The following is an 18,999-nucleotide window of genomic DNA, read 5'->3' on the forward strand; positions in this document are numbered from 1 at the left end:
ACCAGTTGCACCAGTAGAGCCAGTGCCTCCGGTATCGCCGGTCGCGCCAGTAGAGCCGGTAGCTCCGGTCGAACCTGTGGCGCCGGTATCGCCGGCCGCACCAGTAGAGCCCGTCGCTCCAGTGTCACCAGTTGCACCGGTTGCTCCGGTTGCACCTGTCGAGCCAGTTGCACCGGCGGATCCAGTCGCACCGGTATCGCCGGTTGCCCCGGTCGAACCCGTCGCACCGGTCGACCCTGTCGCACCAGTCGAACCAGTATCGCCAGTCGCACCTGTGGCTCCGGTTGCACCTGTGGCACCGGTTGCTCCGGTCGAACCAGTCGCTCCCGTTGCACCAGTTGCTCCGGTTCCACCAGTAGAGCCAGTCGCTCCGGTATCGCCGGTCGCACCAGTAGAGCCGGTAGCACCGGTAGAGCCAGTTGCACCACTCGCTCCGGTCGCTCCGGTCGAACCTGTGGCGCCAGACGAACCTGTGGCACCCGTGGCGCCGGTCGCACCTGTGGCTCCGGTTGCACCAGTCGAGCCAGTCGCGCCAGTTGCGCCCGTTGCACCAGTGGCGCCCGTCGCTCCTGTGGCACCGGTTCCACCTGAAGCACCCGTGGCTCCAGTCGCGCCAGTCGCGCCTGTAGCGCCCGTCGGTCCAGTCGGGCCGGGGCTGCCGGCAGCCGCGACAGTTATGGTGCCACCAGCAAAGTGATTGCCATCATTGCCCGGCCCGAATTCGTTGATAGGCGTGGTGTCGAAAGAATAAGTCGGGGGGTCGGTCGGCTGGACGCCCGGAGTAATGAGGTCGGCGTCGACAGGAGTAAGTGTACCGTATAGGTGGAAGCCGGAGTCGTAAATGAGATAAGTATGAGTGACGTCTGGAACTGTAACAGTTACCGAAAAGTTTGGAGCCTTGGCGTTGGCTGCGGATGGAAGTTGAAAGCTACCGACGACTGTGTCGTCAGTAGTAACGCCTGTGCCATTTGTGTCGACAAGATAGTACGTGTTAATATTGTTTCCGCTACCAGAAGCTGTAAGTCCAGCAAGTGTCAGATCGCCCGATGTTGCGAGCACCCCGGTGTAACTTGCCACACCATGCGAAGTCAGCGGCGGCAAAGGCGCGGAGGCTCCAGCCAGTGGGGGCAGTTCCCAGGTGCCGCCCAAAGCCGCTGCACCAACCAGCGAGCTCGATGCGCAGACGTCCGCGCCGACGGCCTGTTCCAGCGTCGCCACGAAGGCCTCGCCAGTATTCCCCAATGCCGTCTCGCAGCTCCACAGCACCAACTCGCCGTCCGCCCCGAGCGCCTTGCCGATTGCCCCAAGATCCCCAGCGTCTTCCTTCAGTGTGGCGGCCGACCATTCTCCTGCGGTGAAGCTAACCCGGCCAGGCGCGCCGTGCGCGAAGACGTGCACCGCGTCGAGCCCTTCCTGTCCAGACAATGCGGCGGCGATCTGTTGCGCTACCGGTCGGCGGCCGTCGAGCACGACAGTGCGGACTTCGGGTCGCACATTGCCGAGAACCGTCTGGAGGTCGGAGACTGAAGGATCGACAAAAAGAATTTCAGAGGCGCGGGCCATGACTGGCTCCTGTTGGCTTCGAATTCAGTTCAAACGGAAACCGCCCACCGGCCTGGCCGGCGAGCGCTGGGGACGAGGGGCTTGAGAGGCGTCATGTGCCGGACGGCCCGACAGCACCGTGGGGACGTTCTACGGCTGGGGTCTCCACGCGCAGGAAGCTGGCAGCCTGGAAATTCCCGGCATCGTCAAACGTCCCAATCGCGAGAGAACCGGCGGTGCTTGGGACCTTGACGGTGAGCGCGACAGCCATGCTTCGCTTGACGGCCCTGGGCAGATTGACCTGCCCGACGATCGCGCTCCTGGCGGTGTCCAGAATAAAATACGCTGCATTTTCGGTCGTGTCGCCGATGGGCAAGACGCCCCGAACGGTGACTTCCATGACCGCAAAACCTGCTGTGAAGCTCATCATGTCCTCCTCGGTCCGCAGCGGCTGCGCCGCTGCTTCTCTTGTTTCGTATCCTTAGGTTTCAATCGCTGGCGATCGACCGCGCTCGCCAAAGCCGGTAGCAGCCGGCACTCGAGCCGCGCGAGCGTAGGATCTTGAACTGAACTGCCTGTAGCCCCGTGAGCCAACCCGCGATGGGCAGGGCGACGAGGCGCGTGCGCAAGGCTTGACGACCTCTTCGCGCCGCTCGATCGAACGGTGCCCGCAGGCCTTCACCAAGGTGCGTGTGGAGTCGGAAAGCGCCGGCGATCGGCAAGAACCCGAGGAATACCCATCAATCGCTGGGCAATCCGTGCTGGCGGCCATGTGCGGATAATTGAGGAGTTGATCGAAGCGCAAGCCTGCGTCGCGGCTGCATCGTTTCGTAAGCGGTATCACGCCAACCACAGCCAACTCCCGCCACACGTGTCGCGATTTTCTCGACGACGACTTGGGAGGGAACCGACTGCTTGCGAGGGAATATCAGTTACGGAAAACGCTTGCCTTGAGTTCAAGGCGGTACGGCGTCTTCTCTGCACGCCTCTCCGCGCCCTCACGCACGAAGTGGCTTGCTCCAGATACTCTCCTGGCTTCGCAGACTACGCAGACATGCTTTCTGCCCGGTCCCCGGACCCCTCACACACACACAAGACATTAGTAAATTATAAAATTGGCAGATTGTAAATAACCTAGTTAACAATTTGTTAATTGCTGGCCATCAGCAACTATTTTTTTGGCGAACATTGAGATGGCAAGCAGCCGCCAAACGCATTGAAAAATCCGAAGCTTAATGGCGCTCTCTGCTTTCGCGCCGTTCCCCTGACATCACGGCGAAGTGAGCGATTGAGCCGACGGGAACGCTTGTTCGCAACCTTTGGTCAAGGCGACCGCGAGACCCTTGCCGCAGGGGGATGTGCTGGCTAACAATGAACAAGGGTGAGGTCGTGTCTGTAAAGCGGGGTGCGAGCGAGCCTTTGCTACGGAGGTCATGCAAATGGCCGAGGCGGGAGGTAATATGCATGGGGAATGAGGGTCGGATAATTCCGCGTCGAAGCGGATCGCTGTCCCGGATGGCAAAGCGGCACAAATATAGCCGCTTCAGTCCGCAGGCATGCAGGGAGCCGACAGTCAGCCTATGACAAGCGGCAAGCGCCTCTGCCTCAACATGATCGTCAAGAACGAGACGGCGAACCTGCAGCGCTGTCTCGGAGCGGTCGCCAACCACATCGACTGCTGGGTCATCGGCGATACGGGATCGACTGATGGGACACAGGATTTCGTCAAATCGTTCTTCGCCGCCCGTAATCTGCCAGGCGAACTGCACGAGTTCCCGTTCCTGAATTTCGAGCAGGCTCGCAACGCCGCGCTCGATCATGCCTACGCCTCGCCGCTCGCTTACGACTATCTGCTGTTCGACGACGCCGACATGGAGCTGATGGTCGAGGATCCGGGCTTCCGCGAGAGGCTCGACGGCCCGGGCTACCGGCTGCTCCAGCGCTCAGATTCAGGCCTCGCCTATTGGAACACGCGTCTTGTCCGGCGCGACGCCGGCGCACGCTACCATGGCGTGACCCACGAATATCTGGACGTGCCCGGTGGCGTGCAGGAACTGAGGGGTGCCTGGTACAAGGACCACGCCAGCGGCTCGAACCGGGTCGACAAGTTCGACCGTGATGCCAGGCTTCTGCTGGAGGCCCTCGAGAAGGATCCGGAAAATCAGCGCTACTGGTTCTACCTGGCGCAATCCTATCGCGACGCCGGGCGGGCGGCGGAGGCGGCGGTGGCCTACGCCAAACGCGCCGCCATGGGCGGCTGGGACGAGGAGGCGTGGAACGCCCGCCTGCAGGAGGCGCGCTGCCTGCGCAAACTCGGTGACGAGCCTGGCTTTGTCGGCCAGGCGCTTGCCGCTTTCAATCAACGCCCGCAACGCGCCGAGCCGCTTTACGACCTGGCTCGGTTCTACCGCGACAAGGGGATGAACGACGCCAGCGTGGTGTTTTCGGAAGCGGGGCTGGCGATCAAGCGACCCGAGCAGGACATCCTGTTTATCGAGGACGACGTCTACACGACGGGCCTGCTGGAAGAGTTTGCGATCGCCGCGAACTACGCCCGCGATCCCGTGCGCAAGGACCGCGGCTTCGCTGCGTGCAACTGGCTGGCGTTGAACCGGGCCATCGGCGATGGCCCCAGGGAACTGGCGTGGTCCAACCTGTTCTTCTATGTCCAGCCCGCCAAGACCATGATGCCATCCTTCAGTGCGCATCCGGTCGGCTTCGAGGCGCCCGATGGCTACCGGTCGTCAAACCCGTCAGTGGCTCGATTGGGCGGCCAGATCGTGCTCTTGCAGCGGACGGTGAACTATACTCTGGCCGAAAACAACCTCCAATACGACACGCCGGATGGAGCGCCTGTTCACACGCGCAACTTCCTGCTCCGGCTGAGCGATGATCTCGGCATCCAGTCCGCAAGCGAGATTTTGCCGCCGGTCGATATGCCGGAACCTGTTTACAAAGGTGTGCTTGGCTTCGAGGATCTGCGTCTATTTGCATGGAATGGCGATCTCTGGGGATCGGCGTGTGTCCGCGAATTTACTCCGGAAGCGTGGTGTGAGCAGGTGCTCGCACGGATCGACGAGAGCAGATCCTGCCGGTTGACCGACTGGCGCGTGCTCCGCCCGGCAGGTCCTCGGGTGCACGAGAAGAACTGGATGCCACAGGTCAAGCCTGCCACGGCGGAGGCAGGCGCTGAGACCCTGCAGTTCATCTATCTCTGCGATCCCACCCGGATCGTGGACGAGCGAGGCGCGACTCTCGCCGAAACACATCCCGCGATTGCCGCCCAACGGTTCAGGGGTGGAACCCAGCTGATATCATTTACCGGCGGGTGGCTCGCATTGATTCATGAAGTGCAATGGCGGGCTGCGGAGAAGCGGCGTTACTATCTGCATCGGTTTGTCTGGTTCGACGAAGCGAACATCCTGCGAAAGGTGAGCCGACCATTCTTCTTCAACAAAAAGGGCGTTGAATTCTCTGCCGGGCTGGCATGGCACCCGGACGAACGGCGTCTGCTGATTTCCTACAGCGTCACCGACAGCGAGTCCTGGATCGCGACCGTCGACGAGGCCGAAGTGAGGTCGCTTCTGGAGGATGTGGATAACCTGCCATCGGGTGCGGCTGATACAGCGTCTAGGCTGACGCCGTCCTCGCCGTCCGCGCGCGACCAATCGGATTGTTCTGGCCATGGCGCTCCGCCAACGAAAGCAGGGATCAAGCCTGACCCTACTGACGAGGGAGCCATCGGTGACGCAAGCCAGACGCCGCCGGAAGGCAAGGACCTTGGCGCCGGCGGCATGAAGTCGACAGACGAAATCTTTCATGAGCTTGCGCCGTTTCTGCGCGACGTCGACTCGCCGCTGGATCGACGGGAACGATCGCGCCAGTTCGACGAGCGGATTGTTCCCCGGCTTGGCGGCGACGATACCGCGCTCCCGCAAATCAACTGCTTCTACCAGGTGATGTCTGACAAGGCCGAGCATCGTACGTTGATCGCAGCCACAACGTCGATGCGAGCGGCAGGCCATCCGGTGCGGGTATGGAGCTACGAGCCCGAGAAGCTCGCTTTCCTCGTGCCCCACGGGATCGAAGTCCGCAATGCCGACGACGTCATGCCGCGGGTCTTGTTCGAGCGTATCGTCGCCGGCTCCGAGATCAGGTATTTCAGCGATATCTTCCGCTACGCCCTGCTCTACGAGCATGGCGGGCTATGGATGGATTCCGACGTCATCCTGTTGCGAGCCTTCCCGTTCCGCGGCGAATACTTCTTCAATCTGCAGTGGCGCGGATCTCACAAAGGTCATTTTGTTTGCGGCAACGTCATCTATGCCCGGCCCTACAGCCGGCATCTCAGGGCCCTGTACGAAATTTCGATCGAACGCTTCCATGATGGCGGCGGCAGGGAGTTTGGAGATATCGGCCCCAAGCTGCTGTCCGACTACATAGGCTCCGATGCGGGGGCCGAGCTGCGAGAATCGGTGTTCAGCCCGATGTTCTTCAACGCGATCGATTGGAATGAGATCGATCGGTTCGAGAAGCCGATAGCGGAATTGAGCGACTATCTGAACGACGAGCGCGTAGTCGGGATCCATTTGTGGACGGCGCGCAACGACGCCCGGCCGGGCGGCGAAGGGGCGGCGCTGATCTCGCTATTGGTCAATCCGCTTGAGAGCTTTCCCACACTCACAAATCTCGCCGACCGCTTCAACACTGATAAGAACCGGCACACTGGGAACAGACACGCCTATGCCCGGATCTACGATCGCCTGCTGTCGAGCCGACGGCTGGCCATGCGGCGGTTAATGGAAATCGGGCTTTGCCGCAGGTTGGCGGACAACCAGAGCGAAACGCCTTCGGTCGCGCTGTGGCAGAGCTATTTCCCGTTTTGCCAGGTGGTCGGCGTCGACCTGACGGATTTTTCGCGGCTCAACAATGAACGGTTCAAATCGTTTGTCGGTGACCAATCCAAGTTGGACGATTTGCGTGGGGTCGCTGCAAACCTCGAGCCGCAGTCGTTCGATGTGATCATCGACGACGGCAGCCACGCCTCGTTCGACGAACAGTTGACCCTCCGCGAGTTCTTCCCGCTGCTCGCAGAGGGCGGATGGTATTTCCTGGAAGACCTCGACTGGCAGCCTCCCGGCGAGGACCTCGGCAAGATCACGCTGACCAAGACCCTCCTGCGGGAGATCCAGCAGCACGGCAGCGCGCGCTCGGTCGATCCGCTGGGAGTGAGCGCGCTTGTCGATCAGTTCGCCGAGATCCTGTTCTTCGACAGCCACTACGAGTTGAACCGGGCAAAGCTGATGGGCGGCCTGGTAGCTATCCGCAAGCGCGCGTCGGGCATGTCCGTCAGGCCAGGTCTTGCCCCCACCCCGTGAGCGAGCAGAGAACAGTGAAAGTCGCCGTCTACACCATAGCCTTGAACGAAGCCGCAAACGCTGAGCGCTGGGCCAATTCGGCTGTCGACGCCGACTATCGCATTGTCGCCGACACTGGCAGCACCGACGACACGGTGGAGCGGCTTACCGTGGCGGGCGTTACGGTGCACAAGATAGCGATCCGCCCATGGCGTTTCGACGACGCACGCAACGCCGCCATGGCACTTCTCCCCGCCGACGTCGATGTATGCTGCACGATGGACATGGACCGGTTTCTCGAGCCAGGTTGGCGGGCGAAGCTCGAGGCCGCCTGGACCTCCGAGACGACTGCCCTCTACTGCCAGACGGTTTACAAAGCGAGTGTCGATGACCCGACGCCCCTGCGCAGCTGGCCGGCGAAGAATTTTCACCATCGATGGGGCTATCGGTTCAAGCGACCTGTCCATGAGGCCCTGGTCTTCACGGGAGAAAGGGAAGTCACCGCGAACAGCAGCGACATCGTCATGTTCGAGGTGCAGGACCTCGCCAAACCAACAAGGAGCAGCTACTTGCCGCTGATGGAGGTGGCGCACAGGGAAGATCCCGACGACGCGCAGATCTGCTTCTGGCTTGGGCGTGATTTGATGTGGGCAAACCAACACGAGCGGGCGGTTCCGCTGCTTGAACGGTACCTTGCATTGCCGACAAGCAAATGGGCGGAGGAGCGCTCCGAGGCGATGCGCTACCTCGCGCGCATACTGCCGGAGCAGAGATTGTCCTGGCTGGATAAGGCTCGGACGGAAGCTCCGCACCGGCGTGAAATCTGGCTCGACCTGGCCGAGGAGTTCCACGGCAAGGCCGACTGGCTGAACCTCTTTTGGGCCTGCACCAACGGGATTGAGAAGACTCACCGCACCGGGAGCTATCTGGACGACGCCAACTGCTGGGGTTTTCGGCTATTCGACCTAGGCGCAATTGCGTCCTGGCACCTCAACGCAATGGATCGCGCTGTCGAATGGGGACAAAACGCGCTCGACCTCGACCCGCGCAATGAGAGGCTAAACAACAACCTCAGCTTCTTCAGGAATCTGCGCGCTGAGCTTGCTGGGCAGTTGACAGCCCCAGGCCCGCTCCGCGAGGTCGGGCCAAATGGCGTCACGGTTTCGACTACAATAGATGGAAAGGAAATAAAGTTCTTCGTAACAAACAAAGATGATGAAATAATGCAATTTCATTACAATGGAGAATTCTATGAAAAAGAGGATCTCGAAATTATTAAAAGATACTTTGACAATAACAGTAAAGCATTTGTTGATATTGGTGCAAACGTAGGTAATCACACGATATTTGCATCAAAGATTTTGGAAGCGAAGCGCGTAATTCCGATAGAGCCAAATATCGTCGCTTTTGAAATCCTCAAAAGGAATGTTATTATTAATAGGTGTAGCAATGTAGACACATCATTCTTAGGTATTGCATTGTCCGATGAGGTGTCGCGCCTCAGAAAATCAACGCCTCATTCTAACAATATTGGACATACTATATATTCGGTGGACGCTTCTGGAGAGACTTCGGCAGCCATTGGAGATGAATTGCTTTCTGGGGAATCAGTCGGATTTATCAAGCTCGATGTAGAAGGCATGGAAATTAATATACTGTCGGGGCTGCGATTGACCATAGAGAATTGCCGCCCAGTAATTTTTGTCGAAATTTGGGATCGTAGACTACATGATTTTATCGAATGGTGCGAGAAAGCTTCATACCTGGTCGTAGAGGAATACAAACGATACACTGTTATCAAAAATTACCTGGTCAGGCCAATTGAAAAAATCGCGGCCGAGGCGAAGGCGGGTTCACTTGAGCATGAGTTTTGTTCGTTGCTCGAAGGTAAAGTGTCCGGAGACGCAGCCTCTTGGCGCCAATTAGCGCAGCGATATCGCGATAGTGGCCGGGGACTTCAAGCGGCAGTGATGTTTTGCCGATGGGCGCGAATGACGACCTCGGATGAAGAGAGGTGGTACGCCCGTTGGCAAATGGCAAACTGCCTTCACGTTGACGATGAGGATCAGTTCGTGAAGAGAACGCTGGAGGCGTTTCGCGCCCGGCCTTACCGTGCGGAGCCACTTTACACTTTGGCGCGCCACTATCTACGCCAGTCACGAGGAGACATCGCCGTCGAGTACGCGGAAGCAGGTCTTTGTCTCGGGATCCCCGAGTCCGACAGTGTTGGCGTTGAGGCTGAAATCTATTTAACTGGTTTGAAAGAAACGTTTACAATTGCTGCTACATACTCAAACGACCCTGCTCAGAAAGAGCGTGGAAGGCGGGTCTGCAATTGGCTCTCAATGGATCCAGCGATTCCCGCTTCAGTAAGAAATCTTTCCCGATTTAATTACAAGTGGTACACGGAACGTGCAGATAGATACTTCCCTTCTATTTTCTTCCATGAGTTGCTTGTTATCGCTCCAGAAGGTTACAAACCGGGAAATGTTTCTGTGGCGCGCGACGGCGCCGGATTTGTGATTTTGGTTCGTGCGGTTAACTATGACCATTTAGAGAGCGGCTATTTTGATCGCCACGGGGACACTTCGTTCCGACAACGCACTTTGTTGTTGCGTCTTGATGAGCGGTTCAATGTCACTTCCTCAAGTGAAGTGCTTGCTCCCGAGGATATGCCTCAACCGCTTCATCTCGATTCGCTCGGCTTCGAGGATCCGCGGCCTGTTGTCTGGCGTAACCAGCTCTGGTGCCTCTCGTCGGTACGCCAGCTTAACACGGAGGGGAGAGCGGAGATGGTGCTTGCGCGCATAGACGCGACGTCCGCAAGCGAATATGTGCTGTCAGACTGGCAGGTGCTACCATCGGGAACGTCCCCGCAGTGGGAGAAGAATTGGATGCCGCAGGTGCTCGGTGACGATCTGCGGTTCATCTACTCCGTGGACCCAACTCGGATCATAACCGAAAGGGGCGAAACGGTATTTGAAGAGAAGGCCGCGATTGCAGCTGAGAATTTCAGAGGAGGAACTCAAACAATCCCCTTCGATGACGGCTGGCTGATGCTGATCCACGAATGGGAACTTTCAGGATCGCGACGAAACTATTTCCATCGGTTTATTTGGCTAGACGCAAACCACCGCCTTGCCCGACTAACCCTCCGCTTTTTTCTCAAGAGAGTGGCTAGCGAGTTCGCCGCCGGCTTAGCATGGAACGTCGCAGGTACACATTTGATCATCAGCTTCGGTACCGACGATCGTGAGCCTGCGCTCGCTATCGTAAGCGCTGACGAAGTGCGTAGTGCGTTACTTGAGGTTGAATCGCATAGGTGCGCCAGTGACCAAGTCTGCGAAGCAAGTCGATCTAAGTGGAAGGCAATCGTGCAGAACGGTTGAATGGTCTCATTAGTCATGCGTAAGTCTTGTTTTTCAACGAAAGAGCGAGACGGTTTCAGTCTGTGTCTTATGTATTGACGCGCACAGAGTCTTCAGGTCTGTCGTCAGTAATTGCCAGGGGTGGCAGGCAAGTATACGCTTTGAGTGACGGCATCAATCCGTTTGTAATACAGTCAATGCCTGTGTTGTTGAGCCTCAACCCAAAGCCCGTAAAATCTATGAGCATCGGCCTTATAGGAAGACACCAGTCAAGCAGCGCCCGCGCCCCCTTTGGCGAAATCGAATAGCACTGAAGACCCAGGAGATGGCGCGCTCGAAGCAGAGCGGGCTCGGTTTCTGCACCTTGAAACTCATCAATATGAGTCATGACTTCGCCTGTGAAGAACTGGAGTCTGGCACCGGTTCCACCTGGAAGCGCATCCAGCCAAGCGTAACAGGGTAGGCTTGCGCTCCATAGGATAAAGTCCCAATCGGTTCGAACATTTGATAACAACGAGCGCATGTGCGACTCAAAGTGATGAGAGAAGATCGCATCGTCTTCGGCCACGGTCATACACTCATTCCGGTCGGCGGCTTCCTTCCAAAGCGCGACGTGCGAGAGTGCACAACCCAAGCTGCCCGCTGTGTAATCAAGGTCCGGCGCAATAATATTTTCCTCGATAAGTCGATCGCGATTTAGCGTTCGACCGTCTATTCCCGGATATCTGTGAACATTTTTGAGATGGGCGTTGCGCTGTCGGAATATCTCCAGCCGCTCTACGCTACGATCGAGATTAATGACGTGAATTTCTGTCATCACTACGAGAGACCTTCTCTTTCACCTACCGTATGGCTCGCACTTACATGCTGGGAACTGACGCTGCGAAATCAGAATTTGTTCTACTGAACGCGTAGGCATACCTGTCAAAAGTATGAATCAAGTCCCAACACGTCGGTAATTCTAGCAAACTTACGCTTGGCTGGTTCGGAAAAAGCGCTAACGCTATTGCGTCTCTTCGTAAAGAGAGCGTCAAACTCGACAGCGTCGCCATCGAAATTCGGTGTCTTGCTGATCTGTCGCAAAGAAAATCCAAAATACCTAAGTATATCTATAACATCACAGAGTAGCTTCTGGTTTTTATATATTGGAACCACGTGTGTCTCCAACTCAATTGCCATGCAATTTTCAAGAAGATGCCCAAACCCCAGAAGAACTTCATATTCAAAACCTTGAACATCGATCTTAATCACGTCCGGCAATGGAGCGGTCTGCATTCTGAACAAATCGTCATATCGAACGCAGTCGGTTTCTTGTGTGCCAACCACAGAAAAAATTGGTGCTATGGAATACTGTTGCAACACTTCAAAATTTGGTTCTCGCAATGAGGAGCAGCTCGTGTCCGCTGTAATATAGAGCTTTTGAACGCCAGCTGTATGCGCCAATGCTTTTTCTATTACCTGAGAGCCAGGAATTCGGCCGAGGGTTTGCCTTATCGCTGCCGCCTCCGACGGTATGGGTTCGAAAACCACCGGCTTAATCTGATCGGCTCTTAGCATCCACTTGAGTTGCAGGCCCCCTTGGCCTCCGACATCGACCAGCGTAATGCGCTCCTCCGCTGGCGTGCGAGACAATTCAGTATATGCATCAAACGTCTCAACCAGCACGCTTATGAGGACAAATTGCTCGTGTCCGCTGCCAGAATAGACAGGCTGGCGGTTATTTGAGCAGCCAATTGACAGTGTTGGATGGCGGCACAGATACGTCACCTCGACATCGAACAGGCCGTCGGAGATTTTGTTGACAGAGACGTTATTACTAATACCGTCGTCGACTATGGTGCCGTCTGCGGAGATTTCTGCTACGTCCAGAGAACCATAGTGATGGATGTAGAAATTAGCGGTAGCTGTCCTGCAGAATTTGAGACGGCATTTCATTCTAACAATTCTGAAGAGAACGGCTGAATCGTATAGGCGCAAGAGATGCCAGCTGTGCCGTTCGGTATCTGAGACAACAAGAGCTCCGTCTTCAAGGCGAATGGACATCTCGTGCGCCACCTGCCAGCTTGAAAAATCATCGCCGCTGTAGGTTTGCGAAAAGATGGCCTCGCCCATTCCGATAACCTCATCCATTTTCAGAGCCTTCGGCCGTGCACATTAGCATGTTATTTTGTTTCCGGATGGCGGACATCAGGAATCGAAAGTGCGACGGCGAAATTTCGTTATGCTATTTGTTGGTTCAGCCATCGGCAGCTTGATTCCGGCTGCATTGACCGGCCGGGGCGCTTCGAGAAAGAGCTACGCTGCCACGATGCCACCGACCACTCCGCCGCAAACCGTTCTCTCCGTGCCGATCGAACTTGCCGGCGACTGGGGTCACATGCTTCCGCGCGCGGCCGATCAGGTCGTCGAGCGCATGCGGCACGCTTGCCTGGATGGCGTGCGCCTGGTCTCCGATCGCCAGCCGACGCGGCTGCGCGTCGACGAGCATACCTCCGGTTCGCCAGCTGTTTGGCTACACCCTGACGGCAGCAGCATGGCGTGGATCATTGTCGACATAGGCGAGCGCGACTGGTCGAAGCTCGCCTACCAGTTCGGGCACGAGCTCGGCCACGTGATGGCAAACAGCTGGCAGGCCGACGCCAAGCCGGCGCCGCCCTGCCAATGGCTCGAGGAAGCGATGGTCGAGGCCTTCTCTCTGCGTGGCCTGGGCCGCCTGGCCAAGGGTTGGAAAGAGAATCCGCCCTTCGCCGGCGACAATGCTTTCGGCGATGCCATTGCCGAATATCGTAACGCTATCATCACAGGCTATACCGCGCTCGGCGACAGCCAGGGGTTCACCCGCGACGCCGCAGCGTGGTTCATCGATCATCGCCGCGAGATCGAAATACCGGGCCTCAATCCATTCGCCCAGGCAATGTCGGTAACCATCCTTGCCGAATACGACCGCGCACCGGACTCCGTCGAGGCGCTGGGTGCGCTTAACCGTTGGCCAGGCCGCAGCGGCATCCCGATCGCCGAGTATCTGAAGCGATGGGAAGAGAGCTGTGCCGAACTGCAAGCCTCGCCCCGACTGCCGGTGCGTCTGCGCGAGCTTTTGCGGATCGCCTGACCATTTGCAAGCGAGCGGATCGTCCGGAATCACCAAGTGTAGTGGAAGGCAAAGCCGCCGCAGCGCTGGCACTAGCATACTTGCGTAAGCCACCCATCTTATCCGTCTTTCGAGCATGAGCACTGAGGTTTAGGTCGACGCTCTGTTTCTGGCTGTATCGAAGAAGCGGACAGCCTGCCAACTGTACGGCACGATCCGGGACGATTTGCCATACTTCTGCCGAACCGGAGATCATGACCTGAGCGGCCCTTGTCGATCCATTTCTCTGCCCGACAGCCGACATTCACCGCTACCAGCGCTGCTGACTCGAGAACGACGTTCGCGGTTCCACTGCCAGACGTCTGCTTCGCGCCCTCATCTCGGCCGTAGAGATCAGCTTCTCCGCGTCCTGAAAGCAGACAACGCAAGCGAGGACTCCGGACGTCGCGGTTGCGCCCTCAAGCCCCGTCTGGTCGACCAGATAGAAGATCGCATTGGCCTCGCCGCCCCCATCGTCTCGCTGAACTGGATGCGGCTGTTGGCTAGACCACACCGAGCGGAGTCTTCGCCGCACCTCGTCGCCGAGGTCGCGCAGATCGTGGCCGTTGCAGCGCCGCGGCGATTTTCTGGAGTGACAAGCGGCGCCCCACGCGGCGAATTCGTAACCCTACTCGGCGGCCGTCTCCGATGGCACCTCTGTCGGCCCCGAAGGCTCGGCCTCGGCACGGGGCTTGCGCCGTGAAAACAGCGACCTGAGCGTGACGTAGAACACCGGCGTCAGGAACAGGCCGACGAAGGTGACGCCGAGCATGCCGGAGAACACCGCTGTGCCGAGCGACTGGCGCATTTCTGCCCCCGGGCCCGTTGCGATCATCAGCGGCACGACGCCGAGGATGAACGAGAAGGCGGTCATCAGGATCGGCCGCAGCCTGAGCCGGCAGGCTTCGACGGCAGCCTCGGCGGCCGACAGGCCGCGTTCCTGCGCCTGCCGCGCGAATTCGACGATCAGAATCGCGTTCTTGGCGGCAAGCCCGATCAGCACGATGAGGCCGATCTGCACTAGGATGTTGTTGTCCAGCCCTCGCAAAGACACGCCGAGCAACGCCGCGAGCACGCCGAGCGGCACCACCAACACAATGGCGAACGGCAGCACCCAGCTTTCGTATTGCGCCGCCAGCGCCAGGAATACGAACAGCACCGACAGTCCGAAGATATAGACAGCGGCATTGCCGGTGTTGCGCTCCTGATAGGCGAGCTCGGTCCATTCATAGGAGGTACCGGCCGGCAGCGTCTTTGCTGTGATCCCTTCCATCAATGCCAGCGCGTCGCCCGTGGAAACGCCGGGCGCGGCGTTGCCCTGCAGCGGCACCGAGACGTACATGTTATAGCGCTGGACCAGCGCCGGGCCGGTGACGTCGCGGATCTCGATCAACGTGCCGAGCGGAACCAGCGCGCCGGTCGCCGAGCGCACCTTCAGTTTCAGGATGTCGGCGCGATCGAGGCGGAACGCCTGGTCGGCCTGCGCCCGCACCTGGTAGACGCGCCCGAAAGCGTTGAAGTCGTTGACGTAGGCGGTGCCCAAATTGATCGACAGCGTCTCGAAGATGTTGGGGATCGGCACGTTCAGGATGCGCGCCTTGTCGCGATCGATCGCCAGGAAGAATTGCGGGCTCGACGCGGAGAACGTGGTGAACACGCCCGTCAGTCCCGACGTCTTGTTGGCCTTGCCGGCGATTTCGTAGGCAAGCGCCAGGATCTGCCGCATGTCGGCGCTGTTGCGCTCCTGGATCTGCAGCTTGAAGCCGCCTGCATTGCCGACGCCGCGGATCGGCGGCGGCGGCAGTGCGATAATGAAGGCTTCCTTGATGCTTTGCAGGCTGCCGAATAGATTGCCGATGACCTGGGTCGCCGACTGGCCGGCTTTCAGTCGCTCGTCAAACGGCTTGAACCTGGCGAAGATCACGCCCTGGTTGCTGGCGTTGGTGAAGGTCGCGCCGGAGAAGCCAGCGAAGGCGACTGCATAGTCGACGCCTGGCGTTTTCTGTATGATCTGCGACGCCTGCTGGACGACCGCATCGGTCCTCGACAGCGAGGCGCCGTCCGGCAACTGGACAACGACGATCGCATAGCCCTGGTCAAGCGACGGAATGAAACCGCGTGGCACCGCCTGCACCATGTAGACCGTGGCGTAGATAAGGGCCGCGAAAACGGCCAGCAGGGCTGCGATCGTTATCCACGAGCCGACCAGCAGGCGCACGATGCTCGAATACCAGTGGGCGACCCTGTCGAAGCCGCGATTGAAGCCGTCGGCGAGCACCCGTCCGAACCGCGCCAGGAAAAAGCGCGGCGGCGCCGCCGCGGCGTGGTGCGGCTTGAACAGCAGTGCGGCCAGCGCGGGCGAAAGCGTCAGCGAGTTGAATGCCGAGATCGCCGTCGACACCGCGATGGTGATAGCAAACTGCAGGTAGAACTGCCCAGAAATGCCTGGGACGAAGGCTGTCGGTACGAACACGGCTATCAGCACCAGCGAGATCGCGATGATGGCCGTCCCGACTTCGTTCATGGTCAGGTGCGACGCCGGATTGGGCGCCAGCCCACTGGCGATATTGCGCTCGACGTTTTCGACCACGACGATCGCATCGTCGACGACGATGCCGATTGCCAGAACGAGGCCGAACAGCGTCAGCATGTTGAGCGAAAACCCGGCGGCGTAAAGCACCGCCAGCGTGCCGATCAGCGACACGGGTATCGCCACGATCGGCACGATCGCCATGCGCCAAGATTGCAGGAAGACGATGATGACGATGATGACCAGCACCATCGCCTCGAGGATCGTCTTGTAGACCTCCTGGATCGACTCGGCGACGAACTCGGTCGGATTGTAGACGATGTCGTAGCTCAACCCCTTCGGGAAGTCGCCTGAAAGCTCCTTCATCTTGTCCTGGATCTCCGCAGCCGCGGCGAGTGCATTGGTGCCCGGCCGCTGGAAGATGGCGAGCGCCACCGCCGGTTTGCCGTTGAGATAGGAGTTGGTGACGTAATCCTTGGCGCCGAGCTCGATGCGCGCCACGTCCTGCAGTGAGATCAGGCGGCCGTCGTCGGTCGATTTGACGATCACGTATCGGAAGTCGCGTGCGTCGTTGAAGCGGCCTTGCGTGGTGACCGTGTACTGGAACGCCGTGCCGGTGCTGGTCGGCGGCGCGCCGATCGAGCCGCCCGACACCTGGACGTTCTGGTCGCGCAGCGCCTGCACCACATCGCCCGAGGTCATCCCCAGGGCGGACAGCTTTTCCGGATCGAGCCAGATGCGCAGCGAATATTCGCGTTCGCCGAAGATGATGAGGTCGCCGACGCCGTCTAACCTGAGCAGTATGTCGCGCACCCGCGAGCGGGCGTAGTTCGAGACGTAGAGCTGGTCGTAGGTGTTGTCGGGCGACAGCATGTGCACGACCATCATCAGGTCGGGCGAGCTCTTGATGGTGGTGATGCCGAGACGGCGGACTTCTTCGGGCAGGCGCGGCTCGGCGACCGACACGCGGTTCTGCACCAGCACCTGCGCCTGGTCGAGATCGGTGCCCAGCTTGAAGGTGATGGTCAGCGCCATCGCCCCGTCGCCCGATGAATAGGACGACATGTAGAGCATGCCCTCGACGCCGTTGATCTCCTGCTCGATCGGCGTGGCCACCGTCGCTGCGACCGTCTCGGCGTCGGCGCCCGGATACTGCGCGCGAACGACGATGGTCGGCGGCGCGATCTCGGGATATTGTGCGACCGGGAGCTGGGTATAAGCAATCCCGCCGAGGATCAGCAGGACGATCGAAACGACCGATGCGAAGATCGGACGGTCGACGAAGAAATGTGCGAACCTCATTGCTGCAACCCGGCGGTTTCGGCCTTGGGCGGCAACGTCACCATCTCGACCTTCACCTTGGTGCCGGGCCTGGCGTGCATCAGCCCGTTGACGATTATCGTCTCGTCGCCGGTCAGGCCCGCGCGGATTACCCGGTAGCCGTCGAGAAGCGGGCCGGTGCGCACGGGCTTCGCCGACACCATCCCGGCCTCATCCACCAGGAACACGATGCGGCGATCCTGATCGGCGCCGATCGCCTCGTCGGGCACCAGCACGCCGCTATGCGGTAGCGACCCCGGCACGTTGATGCGCCCGAACATGCCCGGCTGGAGAACGCCGTCGGCGTTAGGAAACGTTGCACGCACCCGTATGGTGCCGGTTGCGTTGTCGATCCGGTTCTCGGCAAAATCGAGCTTGCCTTTGAATACCGCCTCCGCGCGGTCGGCCACGTGAACCACCACCTCGAGCCCGCCGGCGCCTTCCTGCATGCTGCCGCCGCGCGCCTTCGCGTCGCGGGCGTAGCTGAAATACAGGCGCTCATCGACGTCGAAATAGAAGTCGATCGGATCGCGCGTAACGATGGTCGTCAGCAGGGTGGAATCCGGCTGCACGAGGTTGCCGACCGACACCAGCCGGCGGTCGATGCGGCCGGACAAGGGCGCCTTGATCTCGGTGAATTCCATGTTCAGGCTGGCCGTCGTCAGCGCAGCCGTCGCGCCCTGCATCTGCGCCTGCGCCGAAAGGTATTCCCGCCGGCGGTCGTCGACGGTCGCGGGTGAGATATTGCCGGTCTTGGCGAGTTCGTTGGCGCGATCCAGCTGCATCTTGGAGAATTCGAGCAGACTCTTGGCGACGTCCACTTGCGATTTGGCGGCATCATAGGCCGCCTGGTACGGGCGCTGGTCGATGGTGAAGAGCAGGTCGCCCTTGTTGACCAGTGCGCCATCCTGGAAGCTGACTTTGTCCAGATAGCCGCTGACGCGCGAACGAATGGCGACCTGGTCGACGGCTTCGAAGCGCCCGACGAACTCGTCGTCTTCGACGATTTCACGGACCACCGGCCTGGCCGCCGTCACCACGGGTAGCTGCTGGTCTTGCGCAAACGCAGTGCTGAAAGCCATGCCGAGCAGGAATGCAGCCGATACGGCGGCGCGGGCAAGCCAGCCGGCCGATCGGCGGGGTCGCCCGCCTGCGTCGCGATGCAATTGCCCATTCCCTGGGGCGTCCATTTGCGTCCTCGCTCGCTGGACCCGGAGGTCGGTTGATCCGCTTCTACGCTCAGGCATCTCGTTAAGATCAGAGCACTGCAGTGTTGTGGATGGCAACATGATCATTTTCCATGTTGGCTGAAATGTCCACCGTGTGGCTGCCCCGCCATCCGTCCTCCTCCTGACCGACCTGAGGTCTCCGGAGCGCCCGGACGCACTGCGCTTGCGCGCTGCATTTGACTTGACACCAGCCGAGGCCAGGCTGGCCGCGCGCCTTATGGCATCAATGCGGCGGCAATTGTACTCGGCGTCAGCCGCGAAGCAGCGCGCACCAGCTCAAAGCGACATTCGCCAAAACCAACGCACACAAGCGGAACTCGCCACGCTCGTCACCCGCCTTCTGCCATACGCATGATGACCGATTGGTAGGAGAGTATCACGGCCGGAAGCGTCAAGAGGCAGGTGCTGGCGCAAGGCGGCCAACGCGGCGGCGCAGCTGTTTTCAGGCAACGGCAAGCAATGTCGTTGCGGCCAAGATGGGGCACCAGCGGAATGGCACCTTCTGGCTAGGTCGGCCCAGAACCGG

General features: G+C 59.5%; 9 protein-coding genes. 3 read left to right on the forward strand and 6 right to left on the reverse strand.

What is annotated here, in order from left to right; all coding sequences use genetic code 11:
• Both F3H96_RS30720 and F3H96_RS25740 read right to left on the reverse strand, forming a co-directional pair.
• Positions 1 to 1,563: DUF4347 domain-containing protein (locus tag F3H96_RS30720; protein WP_188131540.1), on the reverse strand; the 1,563-nt coding region annotated here is incomplete at its 3' end.
• A gap of 91 nt (positions 1,564 to 1,654) precedes the next feature.
• Positions 1,655 to 1,969 (reverse strand): hypothetical protein, encoded by a 315-nt coding sequence (locus F3H96_RS25740; protein WP_149804479.1) that lies wholly within the window; start codon positions 1,967 to 1,969, stop codon positions 1,655 to 1,657.
• A gap of 1,153 nt (positions 1,970 to 3,122) precedes the next feature.
• Between F3H96_RS25740 and F3H96_RS25745 the strand changes: the two genes are divergently transcribed.
• Together F3H96_RS25745 and F3H96_RS25750 are read left to right on the forward strand one after the other, a co-directional pair.
• The gene (locus F3H96_RS25745; protein WP_149804480.1) at positions 3,123 to 6,920 is read left to right on the forward strand and encodes a glycosyltransferase; all 3,798 of its coding nucleotides are present in this window, start codon (positions 3,123 to 3,125) and stop codon (positions 6,918 to 6,920) included.
• A 14-nt stretch (positions 6,921 to 6,934) separates the two neighbouring features.
• Entirely contained in the window at positions 6,935 to 10,288 is a 3,354-nt protein-coding gene (locus tag F3H96_RS25750) for an FkbM family methyltransferase (RefSeq protein WP_188131533.1), read from the forward strand.
• A 67-nt stretch (positions 10,289 to 10,355) separates the two neighbouring features.
• On the opposite strand, the gene F3H96_RS25755 is transcribed toward F3H96_RS25750, so the two are convergent.
• Together F3H96_RS25755 and F3H96_RS25760 are read right to left on the reverse strand one after the other, a co-directional pair.
• Positions 10,356 to 11,084, reverse strand: coding sequence for a glycosyltransferase family 25 protein (locus F3H96_RS25755; protein ID WP_149804482.1), 729 nt, complete (start codon positions 11,082 to 11,084; stop codon positions 10,356 to 10,358).
• Between the two features lie 107 nt (positions 11,085 to 11,191).
• Positions 11,192 to 12,397 carry an FkbM family methyltransferase gene (locus F3H96_RS25760; protein ID WP_149804483.1) on the reverse strand — a complete coding sequence of 402 codons (1,206 nt, stop codon included), beginning with the start codon at positions 12,395 to 12,397 and terminating at the stop codon, positions 11,192 to 11,194.
• A 37-nt stretch (positions 12,398 to 12,434) separates the two neighbouring features.
• Between F3H96_RS25760 and F3H96_RS25765 the strand changes: the two genes are divergently transcribed.
• Entirely contained in the window at positions 12,435 to 13,376 is a 942-nt protein-coding gene (locus tag F3H96_RS25765) for a hypothetical protein (protein WP_244620153.1), read from the forward strand.
• Positions 13,377 to 14,022: 646 nt separating this feature from the next.
• Here the strand turns inward: F3H96_RS25765 and F3H96_RS25770 are convergent.
• The gene (locus F3H96_RS25770) at positions 14,023 to 17,226 is read right to left on the reverse strand and encodes a multidrug efflux RND transporter permease subunit (protein ID WP_149804484.1); all 3,204 of its coding nucleotides are present in this window, start codon (positions 17,224 to 17,226) and stop codon (positions 14,023 to 14,025) included.
• On the reverse strand, positions 17,223 to 18,326 hold the full coding sequence (locus tag F3H96_RS25775; RefSeq protein WP_188131541.1) for an efflux RND transporter periplasmic adaptor subunit: 1,104 nt from the start codon (positions 18,324 to 18,326) through the stop codon (positions 17,223 to 17,225). The genes F3H96_RS25770 and F3H96_RS25775 overlap by 4 nt, the downstream gene beginning before the upstream one ends.
• Positions 18,327 to 18,999: the final 673 nt, after the last annotated feature.

This window comes from Mesorhizobium sp. NFR06, from assembly GCF_900115245.1.
GTDB lineage: Bacteria > Pseudomonadota > Alphaproteobacteria > Rhizobiales > Rhizobiaceae > Mesorhizobium.

Coding starts and splice junctions, on each gene's coding strand:
- F3H96_RS25740 (WP_149804479.1), bottom strand. CDS start 1,969: ATGAGCTTCACAGCAGGTTTTGCGGTCATGGAAGTCACCGTTCGGGGC.
- F3H96_RS25745 (WP_149804480.1), top strand. CDS start 3,123: ATGACAAGCGGCAAGCGCCTCTGCCTCAACATGATCGTCAAGAACGAG.
- F3H96_RS25755 (WP_149804482.1), bottom strand. CDS start 11,084: ATGACAGAAATTCACGTCATTAATCTCGATCGTAGCGTAGAGCGGCTG.
- F3H96_RS25760 (WP_149804483.1), bottom strand. CDS start 12,397: ATGGATGAGGTTATCGGAATGGGCGAGGCCATCTTTTCGCAAACCTAC.
- F3H96_RS25770 (WP_149804484.1), bottom strand. CDS start 17,226: ATGAGGTTCGCACATTTCTTCGTCGACCGTCCGATCTTCGCATCGGTC.
- F3H96_RS25775 (WP_188131541.1), bottom strand. CDS start 18,326: ATGGCTTTCAGCACTGCGTTTGCGCAAGACCAGCAGCTACCCGTGGTG.